Origin of the sequence: Streptomyces sp. 150FB (assembly GCF_000818195.1) — a bacterium.
Taxonomy (GTDB): Bacteria; Actinomycetota; Actinomycetes; order Streptomycetales; family Streptomycetaceae; genus Streptomyces.
In genome coordinates, this window is the sequence record NZ_JTHL01000001.1 from 1,383,358 (window position 1) to 1,399,196 (window position 15,839).

14 protein-coding genes and 1 pseudogene are annotated in these 15,839 nt (G+C 69.0%); 3 read left to right on the plus strand and 12 right to left on the minus strand.

What is annotated here, in order from left to right; genetic code table 11:
• Positions 1–330: 330 nt before the first annotated feature.
• Positions 331–537, minus strand: a complete 207-nt coding sequence (locus QR77_RS05530) for a hypothetical protein (RefSeq protein WP_040019997.1) — start codon at positions 535–537, stop codon at positions 331–333.
• Positions 538–724: 187 nt separating this feature from the next.
• Positions 725–982 (minus strand): hypothetical protein, encoded by a 258-nt coding sequence (locus tag QR77_RS05535; protein WP_040019998.1) that lies wholly within the window; start codon positions 980–982, stop codon positions 725–727.
• A 205-nt stretch (positions 983–1,187) separates the two neighbouring features.
• On the opposite strand from QR77_RS05535, the gene QR77_RS05540 reads away from it, so the two are divergent.
• Positions 1,188–2,345, plus strand: coding sequence for a serine/threonine-protein kinase (locus QR77_RS05540; protein WP_078877750.1), 1,158 nt, complete (start codon positions 1,188–1,190; stop codon positions 2,343–2,345).
• Between the two features lie 3 nt (positions 2,346–2,348).
• On the opposite strand, the gene QR77_RS05545 is transcribed toward QR77_RS05540, so the two are convergent.
• The 8 genes from QR77_RS05545 to QR77_RS05580 form a co-directional block, all read right to left on the minus strand.
• Positions 2,349–3,158, minus strand: coding sequence for an RNA methyltransferase (locus QR77_RS05545; protein ID WP_040020001.1), 810 nt, complete (start codon positions 3,156–3,158; stop codon positions 2,349–2,351).
• Between the two features lie 14 nt (positions 3,159–3,172).
• Positions 3,173–4,393: a uroporphyrinogen-III C-methyltransferase gene (cobA, locus tag QR77_RS05550; RefSeq protein WP_040020002.1), complete on the minus strand. Its 1,221-nt coding sequence runs from the start codon at positions 4,391–4,393 to the stop codon at positions 3,173–3,175.
• A 558-nt stretch (positions 4,394–4,951) separates the two neighbouring features.
• Entirely contained in the window at positions 4,952–8,197 is a 3,246-nt protein-coding gene (gene cobT, locus QR77_RS05555; protein ID WP_040020003.1) for a nicotinate-nucleotide--dimethylbenzimidazole phosphoribosyltransferase, read from the minus strand.
• Between the two features lie 349 nt (positions 8,198–8,546).
• Entirely contained in the window at positions 8,547–9,767 is a 1,221-nt protein-coding gene (gene cbiE / locus QR77_RS05560) for a precorrin-6y C5,15-methyltransferase (decarboxylating) subunit CbiE (RefSeq protein WP_040020004.1), read from the minus strand.
• A 134-nt stretch (positions 9,768–9,901) separates the two neighbouring features.
• Entirely contained in the window at positions 9,902–10,540 is a 639-nt protein-coding gene (locus QR77_RS05565; protein WP_052489536.1) for a GNAT family N-acetyltransferase, read from the minus strand.
• Positions 10,541–10,688: 148 nt separating this feature from the next.
• Positions 10,689–11,546: a MetQ/NlpA family ABC transporter substrate-binding protein gene (locus tag QR77_RS05570; protein WP_040020006.1), complete on the minus strand. Its 858-nt coding sequence runs from the start codon at positions 11,544–11,546 to the stop codon at positions 10,689–10,691.
• A 125-nt stretch (positions 11,547–11,671) separates the two neighbouring features.
• Complete coding sequence (locus QR77_RS05575; protein WP_040020008.1) at positions 11,672–12,343, minus strand: methionine ABC transporter permease; 672 nt, start codon at positions 12,341–12,343, stop codon at positions 11,672–11,674.
• The gene (locus QR77_RS05580) at positions 12,340–13,416 is read right to left on the minus strand and encodes an ATP-binding cassette domain-containing protein (protein WP_040020009.1); all 1,077 of its coding nucleotides are present in this window, start codon (positions 13,414–13,416) and stop codon (positions 12,340–12,342) included. Before QR77_RS05580 ends, QR77_RS05575 begins: the two co-directional genes overlap by 4 nt.
• Before the next feature lie 526 nt (positions 13,417–13,942).
• On the opposite strand from QR77_RS05580, the gene QR77_RS05585 reads away from it, so the two are divergent.
• Positions 13,943–14,302, plus strand: a complete 360-nt coding sequence (locus QR77_RS05585) for a hypothetical protein (RefSeq protein WP_040020010.1) — start codon at positions 13,943–13,945, stop codon at positions 14,300–14,302.
• 158 nt (positions 14,303–14,460) lie between these two features.
• The gene (locus tag QR77_RS05590; RefSeq protein WP_052489537.1) at positions 14,461–14,838 is read left to right on the plus strand and encodes a hypothetical protein; all 378 of its coding nucleotides are present in this window, start codon (positions 14,461–14,463) and stop codon (positions 14,836–14,838) included.
• 12 nt (positions 14,839–14,850) lie between these two features.
• On the opposite strand, the gene QR77_RS05595 is transcribed toward QR77_RS05590, so the two are convergent.
• On the minus strand, positions 14,851–15,354 hold the full coding sequence (locus tag QR77_RS05595) for a GNAT family N-acetyltransferase (RefSeq protein ID WP_040020012.1): 504 nt from the start codon (positions 15,352–15,354) through the stop codon (positions 14,851–14,853).
• A gap of 36 nt (positions 15,355–15,390) precedes the next feature.
• Positions 15,391–15,839, minus strand: a pseudogene (locus tag QR77_RS43215) (hypothetical protein); the annotation flags it as partial.

A 15,839-nucleotide genomic window follows, 5' to 3' on the forward strand; every position in this document is an offset into this window, starting at 1 on the left:
CGTCGGCCGCAGGCGCGGCAGCGCGGCCCGGGCAGCGTGCGGTGGGCGGCGTCGCGGGCGGCTTCGGTGAGCGCCTGGACGACGGATACGGTCACGGTGTCCCCCGGTGCGGTGTGTGGTCCGGCGGAGAGCTTACGGGCGGCGCCCGGACACCTGAACGAGGCCCGACGCCGGAACCAGCCCTGGCATCAGGACGAACCCGGACAGCGCGATGGCCGGTCAGCTCCCCAGCCAACCGGCCAAACGCTGCCGTCCGCCGCACCCCCGTCCCCACGGGGTTGTTGGCCGGATGTTCCGACCCGGACCGCTCTGCCGGGTCTGAAGCGCCGCTCAGCGCCCCAGCATCACGCCCACGGACGACGCCTGTGTGACCACTGCGTCCCAGCCGCCGAAGACGACTACGAGCAGGGCCGCCAGGGGAAGAACCATGGCAGTCGCCACCAGGGGGTGACGGGTGCCGGACCGGGCCCCGCCGAACGCGGCGAACGCCTTGCGTCCTCGCGTGCGGATCATTGTCCGCGTGGCGGTGTCGGCCATGGTTCCTCTCCTGTTCGGATCGCAGCGGCGGGCGTCTGACCTCGGGGGACGAGTGCATCACCCGCCGCTTGACTTCAACTCTAGGGACGCGACAGGGCCCGGGCGTCATGCCCGCGTACCGATTCCCGGGCCTCCCGGAGGATGAGCCGCGTACCGGTCGCGTACTCCCCTGGGTGGAGAGGGCGCGCTACGCCTTGGGGTCTTCCCGGAGGTGACGCTCCGAGGACTCCTCCCTGGGCACCGGCTGCTCGACCAGTGCGAGCACGCGCGTGGCCATGAATCGCGCGGTGCGCACCACCGTTCCGCTGCGGGTGACTTCGCTCACTTCCACCACGCCGCGGCGCACCGCCGTCTCCACCCGGCGGCCCGCCCTGCTCGCCACCACCTCGTACGTACGGGTCGTGTCCCCGGCGTCCACCACTATCTCCACACGGTCACCCTTCACGATCCAACTCCCCCTTCTGCGACGGACCATTGAGATCTCGCACGGGCCGGGGGGCCCTGGATCCGCTGTCCCCCGACCACTCTTCGATTTTCCCACCCGGCACTGACAATCCGTCGGCCCGTGAGGGCGCGGCCTATGAGCGCACCGGGGCGCCTATACGTAAGCTGTGCCACGTCACACGGACGACCGGGCAGCGGGGATGGACATGGCGATGATGCGGCTCCGGCGCGAGGACCCGCGTGTCGTCGGTTCGTTCAGGCTTCACAGGCGGCTCGGCGCGGGCGGTATGGGGGTTGTCTACCTGGGTTCGGACCGGCGCGGCCAGCGGGTGGCGCTGAAGGTGATCAGGCCGGATCTGGCCGAGGATCAGGAATTCAGGTCCCGGTTCGCCCGGGAGGTCTCCGCCGCGCGGCGTATTCGCGGCGGCTGTACGGCCCGGCTGGTGGCGGCGGACCTGGACGCCGAACGGCCGTGGTTCGCCACCCAGTACGTACCGGGGCCCTCGCTGCACGACAAGGTGAACGAGGAAGGGCCGCTGTCCGCCGCCGACGTGGCTTCCGTGGGTGCGGCGCTGTCCGAGGGGCTGGTGGCGGTGCACGAGGCCGGGGTGGTCCACCGCGACCTCAAGCCTTCGAACATCCTGCTCTCCCCCAAGGGCCCGCGCATCATCGACTTCGGCATCGCCTGGGCGACCGGGGCCAGCACGCTGACCCATGTCGGTACGGCGGTCGGCTCGCCCGGCTTCCTGGCACCGGAGCAGGTGCGGGGCGCCGCGGTGACGCCCGCGACCGACGTGTTCTCCCTCGGGGCGACGCTCGCTTACGCGGCGACGTCCGAATCACCTTTCGGGCACGGCAGTTCCGAGGTCATGCTCTACCGGGTGGTGCACGAGGAGGCCCAGCTCCACGGCGTACCGGACGCGCTCGCCCCGCTCGTACGCGCGTGCCTCGCCAAGGACCCGGAGGAGCGCCCCAGCACGCTTCAACTGTCCATGCGGCTCAAGGAGATCGCGGCCAGGGAGGCCCAGGGCCTGCCGGAGAGCCGGCCCCCAGCGCAGCGCGAGCGCCGCGAGCAGGACGTACCGACGGGCCGGATGACCGAGCGCTACACGGAGCGCAGCGTGGAGCGCGGCACGGAACGCCCGAAGAGCCGCACCTCGGCCCCCCGCCCGCCCTCCCGGAACACCGGCCAGTCACAGCGTACGAACGGCACCAGGCCCCGCCAGTCGCCCCCGGCCAACCGCGCCCCCCGCAAGACCGGCCGCCGCCCCGCCAACCCCCGCCTCCTGCGCCAGCGGCTCATCGTCTTCTTCGTGGTCACCCTCATCGTCGCGCTGGGCATCGCGGCAGCGCAGAAACTCTGAGCGTCAGAGTCCCGGCCGGCCCGTAGCGACAGCGTAGAAAGCGACAGCCGCCGCGGCCCCCACGTTGAGCGAATCCACCCCATGGGCCATGGGGATACGAACCCACCGGTCAGCGGCGTCCAGCGCCCGCCGCGACAACCCGTCCCCCTCGGCGCCGAGCATCAGCGCGACCCGCTCCAGCCGATGCGGAGCGACCTCGTCCATGGATTCGGCCTTCGCGTCAGGCGTCAGCGCCAACAGCTCGAACCCCGCCTCCCGTACGGTCTCCAGCGACCGGGGCCACGCTCCGAGCCGCGCGTACGGCACGGAGAAGACCGCACCCATCGAGACCTTCACCGACCGCCGGTAGAGCGGATCGGCACAGTCCGGCGAGAGCAGCACGGCGTCCATCCCAAGAGCCGCGGCGCTGCGGAAGATCGCACCAATATTCGTGTGATCATTCACCGCCTCCATCACAACAACCCGCCGCGCCTCCGAGAGCAGATCATCAGCACTCGGCAACGGCTTACGCCCCATGGAGGCAAGAGCCCCCCGGTGCACGTGATAGCCGGTGACCTGTTCGGCCAACTCGGGGCTGACGGCGTACACCGGGGCCGATGACGCCTCGATGATGTCCCGCATGGTGTCGACCCACTTGGCGGAGAGCAGCATCGAACGCATCGCGTAACCGGCCTCCGTGGCACGCCGGATGACCTTCTCGCCCTCGGCGATGAAGAGGCCCTCAGCGGGCTCGCGCCGCCGACGCAGCTCAACGTCCGTCAGCCCGACATAATCCCCGAGACGCGGATCGTGGGGGTCGTCAATGAGTTCCAAGGGGTGCCTCCAGATCAACCAAGCGCAACAACGTCACCGATGACGATGACGGCCGGAGGCCGTACGTCCTCGGCCCGCGCGACCTCGCCCACGGTCGCAAGAGTGGCGTCGACCCGCCGCTGAGCAGCGGTCGTACCCTCCTGCACCAGAGCGACCCGCGTCTCCGGCGCCTTCCCGTGTTCGATCAGCGCCCGCGCGATGGCCCCGATCTTGTCGACGGCCATCAACAGCACGAGCGTCCCCCGCGAGCGAGCCAGCGCCGCCCAGTCGACAAGCGAACGATCATCGTCAGGCGCGACATGCCCGCTCACAACGGTGAACTCGTGCGCGACCCCCCGATGCGTGACGGGGATCCCCACAGCGCCCGGCACACTGATGGAGCTGGAGATACCAGGCACCACAGTGCAGGCGATCCCGGCGGCAGCCAAGGCGTGCACCTCCTCCATGCCCCGACCGAAAACAAAGGGATCCCCACCCTTCAGCCTGACCACGGCCTTACCCGCCCGGGCATGTTCGATCAACGCGTCATTGATCGCCTCCTGCGCCATGGCCCGCCCGTACGGAATCTTCGCCGCGTCAATGACCTCGACATGCGGCGGCAGCTCATCCAGCAGATCCCGTGGCCCCAGCCGATCCGCGATGACAACATCAGCCTCAGCAAGCAGCCGACGCCCACGCACAGTGATCAAATCAGGATCCCCGGGCCCACCCCCGACCAGAGCAACGCCCTTCGGGCGCCGACGATGATGCGGTGCGGAAAGACTGCCATCACGCAGCCCTTCAACAATCGCGTCCCGCAGACCGGCCGACCGACGCGGATCGTGCCCCGTCAACACAGCCACGGTCACCCCCTCACTGCGCCCGGTGGCAGGCGTCCAAGCAGTAGCGGCCTCCGCGTCATCACTGCGCACGCACCAAACCCGCCCCCGCTCAGCCTCAGCGGACGCCGCCGCATTGGCCACCGGGTCACTGGACGCCACAAGCGCGTACCAGGCCCCGGCGAGATCCCCCTCGGCATAAGGCCTGCGCTCCCAGCGAATCTCCCCGGCCCCGGCCATCGCTTCAACAGAGGGCGTGGCCGACGGCGACACAAGCACAATGTCGGCCCCCGCAGCAATCAACGCGGGAAGCCGCCGCTGAGCAACCTGCCCGGCACCCACAACAACAACCCGCCGCCCGGACAGCCGAAGCCCAACGGGGTACGCGGGACGCTCGACGTTCAAAGGCTCGGCCATGTCGGTAGGGGCTCCTAGGGCGGCGACGCAATGCGAGAAGGGGGCCGCTGGACAACGAAGCGGCAGGTGGAGCCCACTTTACGGCCAGCAGGAACACGGAGCACGAGCCGGTAGCCACAGCCACACCCTCACGCACCGACACACACAAAAGACAGCCGGCCAAGACAGCGCGACGCACCCCGCAGAACAAGGGCCCCACAGGAAACAGGCACCACAACAGACAAGGGCACCCCACAGGGAGCCCGCAGGGCAAGCAACCCGCACCCGGCCGCAAAGCGCCAGAACAAGCGAGCGTCCCCGGGGAGTCTCCCCCCTGGGGCCGCCCCCCTCAAGTTGCAGTTGCGGTGGAGGGGTGGGTGCCAAGGGTGGAGCGCAGCGGAATCGGCGCAGCCGACGCGACGCAGGAGCGCCCTTGACACCCACCCCGGAACCGCGAAAATCAACAAAAAGGGGCGGCCCGACCCTCACCACCACAGACCCGGCCCACCCCGACCGCCGGCCCGAACCCGCAGCCGCCAACAAACAGCGACCAGCAACCAGCAACCAGCGCAACCAGCCCTACTTCTCCGTAACCCCCGCAGAATCAAACGTAGCCACCTCATGCATCGCACGCGCCGCACTCTGCACCACCGGCAGGGCCAACAACGCACCCGTGCCCTCACCGAGCCGCAGGTCCAGATCGACCAGGGGACGCAGCCCCAGCTTGTTCAAGGCCGCCAGGTGGCCGGGCTCCGCACTCCGGTGCCCCGCGATGCAAGCAGCCAGCGCCTCCGGCGCGATCGCCCGCGCCACCAGCGCTGCCGCTCCCGCGCTCACACCGTCCAGAATCACCGGCGTACGCATCGACGCACCGCCCAGGATGAAGCCGACCAGGGCCGCGTGCTCCAGACCGCCGACCGCCGCCATGACACCAATGGGATCCGCGGGGTCCGGACGGTGGAGCTCCAGGCCACGCCGTACGACATCGACCTTCCGCGCGTGCGTCTCGTCGTTGATACCGGTGCCGCGTCCGGTGACCTCTGCCGGGTCCGCATCCGTATAAACGGAGATCAGCGCCGCCGACACCGTGGTGTTGGCGATCCCCATCTCTCCCGTGATCAGCGCCTTGTTACCCGCAGCCACGAGATCACGCGCGGTCTCGATACCGACGTTGACCGCCTTCAGCACTTCCTCGCGGCTCATGGCCGGCCCGGTGGTGAAGTCGGCCGTCGCCGCCCGTACCTTCCGGGGCAGCAGCCCCGGCGTAGCGGGCAGTTCGCTCGCCACACCGACGTCGATGACACACACCTCGGCCCCGACCTGAGCGGCGAACGCGTTGCACACCGCGCCCCCGCCCAGGAAGTTGGCGACCATCTGAGCCGTCACCTCCTGGGGCCAGGGGGTGACCCCCTGCGCGTGCACGCCATGATCACCCGCGAAGATCGCGACAGCGGCGGGCTCCGGGATCGGCGGCGGGCACATCCGGGACAGCCCGCTGAGCTGCGCGGAGATGATCTCCAGCATCCCGAGCGCGCCGGCCGGCTTGGTCATCCGCTTCTGTCGCTCCCACGCCTCCCCCAGCGCCTTCGCGTCCAGCGGCCTGATGGTCGAAATGGTCTCCTGAAGCAGGTCGTGCGGCTGCTCGCCCGGCAGGGCCCTCCGCCCGTACGTCTCCTCGTGCACCACCCACGACAGCGGGCGGCGCTTGGACCAGCCCGCCTGCATCAGCTCGGGCTCCTCGGGGAACTCGTCGACGTACCCGACACACAGATACGCCACAACCTCCAGATGCTCGGGCAGACCCAGCGCGCGCACCATCTCGCGCTCGTCGAAGAAGCTGACCCAACCAACCCCGAGGCCTTCCGCACGCGACGCGAGCCAGAGGTTCTCGACGGCGAGCGCGGAGGAGTACGGCGCCATCTGCGGCTGGGTGTGCCGGCCGAGGGTGTGGCGGCCGCCGCGTGTCGGGTCGGCGGTGACCACGATGTTCACGGGGGTGTCGAGGATCGCCTCGATCTTCAGTTCCTTGAACTGCTTGGCCCGGCCCTTCGGCAGCGACTTGGCGTAGGCATCGCGCTGACGCTGTGCCAGTTCGTGCATGGAACGCCGGGTCTCGGCCGACCGAATGACCACGAAGTCCCAGGGCTGGGAGTGGCCCACGCTGGGCGCGGTGTGCGCGGCCTCCAGGACGCGCAGCAGCACCTCGTGCGGAATCGGGTCGGAACGGAAGCCGTTACGGATGTCACGCCGCTCGCGCATGACACGCAGTACGGTGTCGCGCTCGGCGTCGTCGTAACCGGACGCGGCGGCGGGCAGGGGCTCAGGCTCGGGCGCGAGTTCGGGTTCCGCCACCGCTTCCGGCGCCAATTCCGGCGCCAATTCCGGCGCCGTTTCGACAACTACGGGCACCTCGGGGTCAGGAAGAACCTCGCCAGCCGAGTCTTCCGGCTCCTCGACCACAACTTCAGAAACGGGCTCGGGCACGGGCTCGGGCACGGGCTCCGACACCGCCACCTCGGCAACGGCCTCCGGCTCCTCGACAACCTCCGGTGCCACAACAGCCACAGGCACGTCCGGCACCTCCACCGGCGCGTCCACCGACACGACCTCAGGCGTCTCCTCCGCCACCACGACCGCTTCCTCAGCCACCGGCTCAGGAACGACCGTTTCTGCTGGCGGCTCAGGCGTCCAGGGAGCTGAGGCCTGAGCCGGAATGTCAGCCAACTGCGGCCCGGGCAGAACGGTCGCGTCCTCCTGCGGAACGTCCAAGTACTCCGGCCCCGGCGCCAGTCCGGCAACAGGCTCGGACTCGACTTCCTGCGCGGGCTCGGGCTCAGGAACGGAAACAGGCACCGGCACAGGCACCGCCACAGACACAGGGGAGGACACCGGCGCAGGCGCGGGCACCGGCGCGGGCACAGTCACCGGAGCAACCTGTACGGCCGCCCCCGCGGGCCCACGATCGGCGAGCGAACGCACCACTCCACCTGTGGCGTCCGGAACCGGCGGCCCCATGTGCAGCGGCCGGCGCACCGGAGTAGGCGCGGGCGCCGGTACAGCCACAGCGACCGGCACAGCCACCGGCTCAGGCTCCGGCACCGCCACCGGCTCGGACACAAGCGCGGGGTCGGGCTCGGGCGTGGGCTCAGTCTCAGGCTCCGCCACAAGCGGCGGAATCCGTACGGCACTCAGATCCACCGACCCGGAATCCCGCCCACCGGCCTCATGCGCACCCTGCTCGGCAACCGGCCCGGACTCGGCGACCGGCTCGGCCTGCTGCCCATAACTCGCAGGAAACTGCTGCGCCTCCGCCATCTCCGCGACCGGTTCCGGCGCGGGAACCGGCGCCGGCTCGTCTATAGGCGGCACCTGAGCCTGCACCGCATAAGCCACGGGAGCCGCAACCGGAGCCCCCACGGGAGCCACCACAGGACCAACAGCCGGAGCCTCATACGCACCAGGAACCTCGTACGTAGCCACCGGAGTCGCGTAAGCCATCGGAGCCATCGAAGTGTCGGACGGCACCGGCTGCGGGTCCCCCCACGCCCCCTGCGCGCTCGGCATCAGCAACAGGTCTTCGTCCTCCGGAGCACTCTCGGAGGCACCCGGATACGAGGAGCCGTACGCATCAAGAACCTGAGCGCCCTGGGCACCCACAGCACCCACAGAAGCGGCACCCTCAACACCAGGAGCACGGTGCACACCAGAAGCACCCACAGCAGACCCAGCCCCAGACCCAGACCCAGAGGCGAGGCTGCCCTGCTCCTCCACCGTGCCCGCGTTCTCCGGCAGTACCTCGCCCGGGATCTGGCCGGTGTCAGTCATGCGTACCCCTCGCCCATTGGTTGTGCTCCTTCGGCCCTTCACCGGGGCGCCCTGTCAGCGGCACCGTCGGCGCGCCCGTCAAGAACAACGAGCGTGAGCGCCGCGCGGCACGAACGGCCACGCGGTCATCACGTATTTTCGCGGCCTTTCCCGACCGTGGGAAGGAGATCCGCCACGGTCCGCTGTGGACTACGCCACGTCGCGCGTCCCCCGCTCCCGCCGTATCACAGGGAGGCCCAAAACGGGCCCCTTTTCCGGACATTGACGCACGAAGCGACGAACGACCGGCTGCGGTACAACGATCGGCCAGCCTACCTCCCGCTCCTCGGCGGCGGGGCAGGGGGCGTGGTCAGACGGTGCTTTCCGGGCGCCGGCCCGAGAGCAGGAAGACGACGGAACGCTCCCGTTCCTCCCAGTCGCCCGTGTCCATCTCCACCGACTGGAGCAGGGCGCATTCCACCTCGTAACCCCCGTCCGTCAGGGCGGCGGTGATCGCCTCGGCCTCGTCCCGCGTCGCCGCGTGCGTGACGATCCGCTCGGGCCTGCGGTCGGCGCACGCGATCACGACATCCACCCCGCCGCCTCCGATCCGTACGACATCGGGCTCGGGCAGCCGTTCGAGTACGTGGGGCGCCCGCCCCTGGACGACCTGGAGTTGCACGCCGGCGCGCCGCGCGGCCGCAGCCGTACTCGCGCACGCCCCCGGCTCCTCGTCCACGGCGATCACGGCGGCGCCGAAGCATGCCGCCTCGGCGGCGATCGCTCCGCTGCCCGAGCCGATGTCCCAGATCAGATCGCCGGTCCTGGCTCCGATCCTGGCCAACTGGGCCGCGCGCAACCAGGTCGACTCACCCTCGTCGATCTCGATGGCGTACTCGGCCGTGGGCCGTGCCCAGCCGCGTCCCCGCGCCGGATACCCGGGATCGTGTCCTGCGATCCAGCCGGACGCCGGAGAGACCGCCGTACCGATTCCGCCGATGACAATGACGATATTCGGATCGCGCCACACATGGTCGGCGGCCTTGTCGGAGGTGAGGACGGTGACTTGCTCCCGTTCCGTACCCAACTCCTCGCAGATGACGAAGGTGCGGTGGACACCTTCGAGGAGCAGCGCGAGTTCGGCGGGGCCCGCACCCGGCGAGGTGAGGACGGCGACCTTGGTGTGCGCCCGGCACACGTTGACGGCGCGGCGCAGCGTACGGGTGTGGGCGACGACCACCTGCGCGTCGTCCCAGGCCATCCCGGCGCGGGCGAACGCGGCCGCCACGGCGGACACGGCAGGCACGACTTCGACCTCAAGGCCGTGTTCAGGCGCCCGGAGGGTGCGTACGACGCCGAAGAATCCGGGGTCGCCGTCCGCGAGAACCACCGCACTCCCCCGGTGGCCGGCGATACGGCGGGCCGCCAGGTCGATGCTGCCGAGGCGGATGCGCTCGGCGTTCTCGGGGACTCCGGGAAGTTCCAGATGGTGGGCGGCTCCGGCCACGAGCGTGGCTGCGGAGAGCGCGGACTCGGCCGCAGGGGTCAGGGGTGAGCCGTCCCAGCCGATCACCGTGACGCGGTCGGCCATCGTTGTCAGTCTCCCGAAGTGGTCGCAGGGTGTCGTGGGCACGGTGAGATTACCTGCCCCAGCTCACCGACCGCGCGGCGGCCGGGTCGTTGAGCCGCCGTCGACGTACACCGGACCCTGAGCGGCCCGCGGCCTCAGTTCCAGTGGGTGAAGGACGCGTAACCGCCCGCGTCCGCCATCTGTTCGGCGACGCCTTCCAGGTCCTCGGAGAGCAGGCTCCAGACGATCAGGTCGGTACGGATGTCCGCCCAGCCCCCGTCCTCGGTCTGCGTACGGGCTATCCAGGAATTGCGCAGCACACCCTCGCTGATGCAGCCGATCTTCTGCGCGACCTGCTGCGAAGCGGTGTTGTCGGCGGGCGTGCGTACCTCGATGCGTTCGAACTTCTGGTCGCGGAACAGCCACTGCGCGACGGCCAGCACCGACTCGGTCGCATAGCCCTCACCTCGCGCCCAGGGGGCGGTCACATAGGACGCCTCGGTGGCCAGGATGCGCCAGTCCGTACTGTGCAGATGGACGATGCCGACCAGCCGCTGCGTAAGGAACTCGTTGACGGCGAAGACGATGCCGGTCCCCGCGGTGCGCTCGGCGGGAGCGATCCGGCCGACCCACTCCTCGGCGTCCTCCTTGGTGTAGGGCTGCGGCACCGAGGTCCACGCGGTGACCAGTTCGTCGTTCATCATCTCGATGTGAGCGGGGATGTCGGCCGGCTCGAAAGCCCGCAGCACCAGCCGCTCCGTGCTGATGGAAACGTCCGGAAAGGTGGTAGTCATGCGCAGCTCCATGCCTCAGTCCGTCGCAAGTCCGTCGTGAGCTCGTCGTGAACGCACAGCATGCAGCATCCACCCGCGGATGCGCATGGCCGGGTCGGATCCCCCGACCCGGCCCACAAGAACCGTACGACGGCGACTACTTCACCCGTTAACGGACAGGTCCGAAGACGGGGACGATCGAACCGTCGTAGGTGTCCTCGATGAACTTCTTCACCTCAGGGGAGTTGAGGAGCTTCGCGAGCTTCTGCACGCGCGGGTCCTTCTCGTTGCCCTTCTTGACCGCGAGGAAGTTGGCGTACGGGTTGCCTTCCGCCTTCTCCAGCGCGAGCGAGTCCGTGGCGGGCTTGAGGTGCGCCTCAAGCGCGTAGTTCCCGTTGATGACGGCTGCGTCGACATCACTCAGCGCGCGGGGCAGCGTGGCGGCCTCCAGCTCCTTGAAGTGCAGACCCTTCGCGTCCTTGATGTCCTCGAGGCCGCCGGTGGCGCCGACGCCCGGCTTCAGGGTGATCAGCCCGTTGTCGGCGAGGAGCTTGAGCGCGCGGCCCTCGTTGGTGGTGTCGTTCGGGATCGCTATGTTCTGGCCGGACTTGATGCCCTTGAGATCCTGGATCTTCTTGGAGTAGAGGCCGAGCGGCTCCAGGTGAACATTGACCACGGGCACGATGTGGGTGTGGTTCTTCTTGTTGAAGTCGTCCAGGTAAGGCTTGTGCTGGAAGAAGTTGGCGTCGACCTCACCGCTCTCCGTCGCGGTGTTCGGCAGGACGTAGTCCGTGAACTCCTTGACCTCCAGCTTCAGTCCGGCCTTCGCCGCCAGGTTCTTCTTGACGAAGTTGAGGATGTCGGCATGCGGCGTCGGCGAGGCGGCGACGATCAGCGGCTTCGACGCGTCGCTCTTACCGCCGCCGTCGGACGAGTTCCCGGGGTCGGAGGACGTGCCGCAGGCGCTGAGGGAGAGAGCGAAGGCGGCGGTGGCCGCGAGGGCGGTGGCCTTGAGTGCGGTACGCACGGAGGGTGCCTCTTTCGGGTATTTGGATGAAGTGAACAGACAGATGGAGGTTGCGCAAACCTGAGGTCAGGCCATCAAGTCGGGCGCCGGTTCAGGCCGTCAGCTCAGGTCGTCAGCTCAGGCCGTCAGGTGGTCGTACGGACGCGGCGCGCCAGCAGGCGTACGGCGACGTCGCCCAGGAGCTGGATCACGGACACGATCACGATCAGCACGATGACCGTGGCGATCATGAAGCCGTTCTCGAAGCGCTGGAATCCGTACGTCACCGCCTTGGACCCGAGGCCTTCCCCGCCCACGGCGCCGGCCATCGCCGAATAGCCGATGAGCGCGATGACCGTGGTGGTGGCGCCGGAGACGAGCGAGGGCAGCGCCTGGGGCAGCAGCACCTTGCCGACGATGGTGGGGATGGAGCCGCCCATCGCCTGGACAGCTTCGACCAGGCCCTGATCGACCTCGCGGATCGCCGTCTCGACGAGACGCGCGAAGAAGGGGATGGCGCCGATCGCCAGCGGCACGATCATCGCCGTGGGGCCGATGAAGGTGCCGATCACCAGAGTGGTGAAGGGGATCAGGGCGATCAGCAGGATGATGAACGGCAGCGAGCGGCCGATGTTCACGATCACGCCGACGACCTTGTTCACCGGCGCGTTCTGAAGCAGTCCGCCCTTGTCGGTGAGGACGAGCAGAATGCCCAGCGGCAGCCCGCCCACGACGGTGACGAGCCCGGACCAGAGCACCATGTAGAGGGTGTCCAGGGTCCCCTGGGACAGCAGTGGCTGCATTTCGGACCAGGTCACTTGGCATCTTCCTTCGCGAGCCGTTCACGCTGCTGACCGGGGACACTCTCCGGAAGATCCACGGTGACGCTCTCCACATGAAGCCCCTGCTCGCGCAGGAAACCGACCGGGACGACGTTGTCCTCGTACCGCCCCGGCAGTTCGATCCGCATTCGGCCGACCCGGCGCCCCTCCACCGTGTCCATCGCGGCGCCCAGGATCGAGACGTCGATGTTGTACGTACGCGAGAGCTGCGAGATCACCGGCCGGTCGCCGGTGCCCGACCCGTTGAAGGTGACGTCGAGGACCGTACGGTCGGAGCCCGAGGCGGCGCCGCCCACCGGGTACAGCTCCCGCGCGAGCTGCGACCCCTCGGTGGCGAGCAGCTCGTCAACCGTGCCGGACTCGACGATCCGGCCGTTCCGCATGAGAGCGGCCGAGTCGCAGATCGTCTTCACGACCTCCATCTCATGGGTGATGAGCAGGATGGTCAGACCGAGCTGCTGATTGAGATCGCGCAGCAGTTGGAGGATCGACCGGGTCGTCTCGGGGTCGAGCGCGCTGGTCGCCTCGTCGGAGAGCAGCACCTTGGGGTCGCCCGCCAGGGCGCGTGCTATGCCGACCCGCTGCTTCTGGCCGCCGGAGAGCTGGGCCGGGTAGGCCTTGGCCTTGTCGGCGAGACCGACCAGGTCGAGCAGCTCCAGGGCGCGCCGGGACCGTTCGGCCCCCGGCACACCGAGGATCTCCAGCGGCAGTTCGACGTTGTCCTTGACGGTGCGGGAGGAGAGCAGGTTGAAGTGCTGGAAGACCATGCCGATCGAGCTGCGCGCCCTGCGCAGCTCCTTGCCCGCCCTCCTGCCCCGCCCCGCCAGCGCGGTGAGGTCCTGGCCCGCGACCGTCACGGTGCCGGACGTGGGGCGTTCGAGCAGATTCACGCAGCGGATGAGCGAGGACTTCCCCGCCCCGCTCCGGCCGACGACACCGAACACCTCGCCCTCGCGTACGTGCAGGTCGACACCGTCAAGTGCGGTGACTTCGCGGCCTCGGGAATGGCCGGACCGATAGATCTTCGTCAGGCCCGTAGTAGTGATCACAGAGGGGTATCCGTCACAGTCGAGTGCGCGCCGGGGTGCCGGCCGGGCACGGGGCAATGCGTCAGGAGCATCAAGGACAAGAGGCAAAGAGCAAGGAGTGCAGCGGGGGCATACGCCGGTCCGGCAGCCGGACACGCACCGACGAGCGGGCAGGGCCGAGGCACACAGGGGCGCCCTCAGACGTGCGGGAGGACCGTGCGCAAGGCTGTCCAGATGTCGCTGTCGCTTCCGGAGTCTCCGGTGCCACAGGAGAGCTCGAAGCTCAGGCAGGGAGCCTCAGCGGGCGCACATTCGACACATTCGGCAGCTACAGCAACAGCGACACCGACAACGAGCACCGGGCGTCGTGATCGCCTCAGTCGCTGATACGCGGTTGCCTGTCGTGGTCATGCGGCAAGTAAAGCAGACGTCAATACACCCTGTGAGGAGTGTCCGGAGAGCGAGCTGATCCGTCGCGCCATTCGGACAGCGCGCTCCCTCGGGGGCGCGCGCGTCGGGCGCTACGGGGCGTAATACGCTCGGGCGCATGCTTGTCGCCCTGACGATCGCGGTGTCGGTGACCGCGCTCGCCCTCGCCGCCTGGTGCGGTTATGCCGCCTACCGGGACCAGCCCACGAAGGACTGGCACTTCATAGGCATGGCCGTGGTGTCCGTGCTGGCGCTGGCGCAGCTCGTGGTCGGGATCGTGGAGCTGGCCCGCGGCGAGAAGCCAGACCAGGGCACGGTGATCTTCCTGTCGTATCTGATCGGGGCGGTGGTGGCGGTGCCGGGCGCGGGGTTCCTGTCGCTGACCGAGCGGACACGGTGGGGCTCGGTGACGGTCTCGGCCGGAGCGGTCGTCCTGGCCGTGCTGGAAGTACGGCTCTACGACATCTGGGGAGGCTGACGGTGGACAGCACCACGACCGGCGCGACAAACACGACAGACGCGACGGGCGTAACAGACACAACGGGCGACGAGCAGCACACGGCCGACGCGGCGGGAGCGGGAGCCGAAGCCGGAGCGACCGGTGGGCGCACCAAGCTCGTCCAAGGACCCGGCGTCCTGCTTCTCTGGCTCTACGGGGTGATGTCGGTCGGCGCCGTCTCACGCTCCATCTACCAGATCGCCACCGACTACGAGAAGGCCCCGCTGGCCTATCTGCTGTCGGCCGCCGCCGGCGCGGTATACGTCTTCATCACCTACACGCTCCTGCGCGGCGGGGAGACCGCGCGCAAGGTGGCGCTGCTCTGTTGCGGCATCGAACTCGTCGGCGTACTCACCGTCGGGACCTGGACACTCGTCGAGCCGTCGGCCTTCGCCGATGCCACCGTATGGACCTGGTACGGCCTGGAGTACATCTTGATCCCGGTGATCCTGCCGATCAGCGGGATCATCTGGCTGCTGAAGTCCCGGCGGGGCCAGGGCCTTGTCCGGCCCTGACCCCGTCCCTGGTCAGGAACTGGCCACGAAGGCCTCCGCCGCCGCCTCCTTCTGCAAGGTGATGAGCTTCAGTCCGGGGCCGACCTGCTCCGAAGCCACAGGCGCGTAGCCCCGGCTGCGGTACAGCCGCAGATTGCCCTCGCCGCGTCGGCCCGTGAAGAGCTGGAAGCGCTTGGCGGCCGGTTCCCCCGCGAAGCGCTCCTCGATCGCGTCGAGCAGCCGGCCACCGAGACCGTGCCGCCGCATCCGCGGGTGGACGATGAGTCTGGCGATACGGGCGGTGCCCGTGTCGTCGATCGTGCCTCGTACCGAAGCCACCACTTCATCGCCGAGTCGGGCCACCAAAGCGTGCCCGCCGTCGAGTTCGGCCCTCAGATCATCGAGGGTCTGGGTCAGTGGCTCGATCGAGTAGTCGCCGTAGAGCTCGGCCTCGTTCTGATAACACAGGTACTGAAGCTTCAGGATCTGTTCTGCGTCCTGTGCACTCGCCGCTGAGATGGTCACGCTCATGCCCATGTGTGCATGCCTCCCGCTCACCTGGTCGCCGGTTGTCTACCGCTCCTTTCCCCCGTGTTCAGGAGCCGCAACCTCTGCCGCCAGCATTCTGCGCAGACATCCCAGGCACCGGGAACGTACCGGCCCCAAACTCCCCTGTGAGATACCCAACTGCCCTGCGATCTCACGGTAGGTGGGGTCGTTCGAGGACAACATCGCAGTCAATAGAGAAGGACAGCGACCAGGAGTACGCGCGACCGCCGCACGGAGCGCGCGGTGCCTTTCGGCGCGCAGGAGCGCGGACTCGGGACCGGTTTCAGGGTTTGCGGCCGGTTCGTCACAGGGCGCGGGGTCCGATTCGGTCTCGTGCGCCGGGTCCGGGTCGATGTCCTGCGAGGGGCCCTGTCCGGTGTCGTGGGGGAGGTATCCGGGGTGCGGGAGGTACGGGCGTTCCCTGGCGGCGGTACGCCGGGCCCGCCGCGCCTCCGCCCGTACGGCCGTCCGCA

Bases quoted from the DNA above. Each gene is read 5' to 3' on its own strand.
- QR77_RS05565 (WP_052489536.1), bottom strand. From the start codon at position 10,540: ATGACTACCACCTTTCCGGACGTTTCCATCAGCACGGAGCGGCTGGTG.
- QR77_RS05595 (WP_040020012.1), bottom strand. From the start codon at position 15,354: ATGGGCATGAGCGTGACCATCTCAGCGGCGAGTGCACAGGACGCAGAA.
- QR77_RS05530 (WP_040019997.1), bottom strand. From the start codon at position 537: ATGGCCGACACCGCCACGCGGACAATGATCCGCACGCGAGGACGCAAG.
- cbiE (WP_040020004.1), bottom strand. From the start codon at position 9,767: ATGGCCGACCGCGTCACGGTGATCGGCTGGGACGGCTCACCCCTGACC.
- cobT (WP_040020003.1), bottom strand. From the start codon at position 8,197: ATGACTGACACCGGCCAGATCCCGGGCGAGGTACTGCCGGAGAACGCG.
- QR77_RS05585 (WP_040020010.1), top strand. From the start codon at position 13,943: ATGCTTGTCGCCCTGACGATCGCGGTGTCGGTGACCGCGCTCGCCCTC.
- cobA (WP_040020002.1), bottom strand. From the start codon at position 4,393: ATGGCCGAGCCTTTGAACGTCGAGCGTCCCGCGTACCCCGTTGGGCTT.
- QR77_RS05540 (WP_078877750.1), top strand. From the start codon at position 1,188: ATGGCGATGATGCGGCTCCGGCGCGAGGACCCGCGTGTCGTCGGTTCG.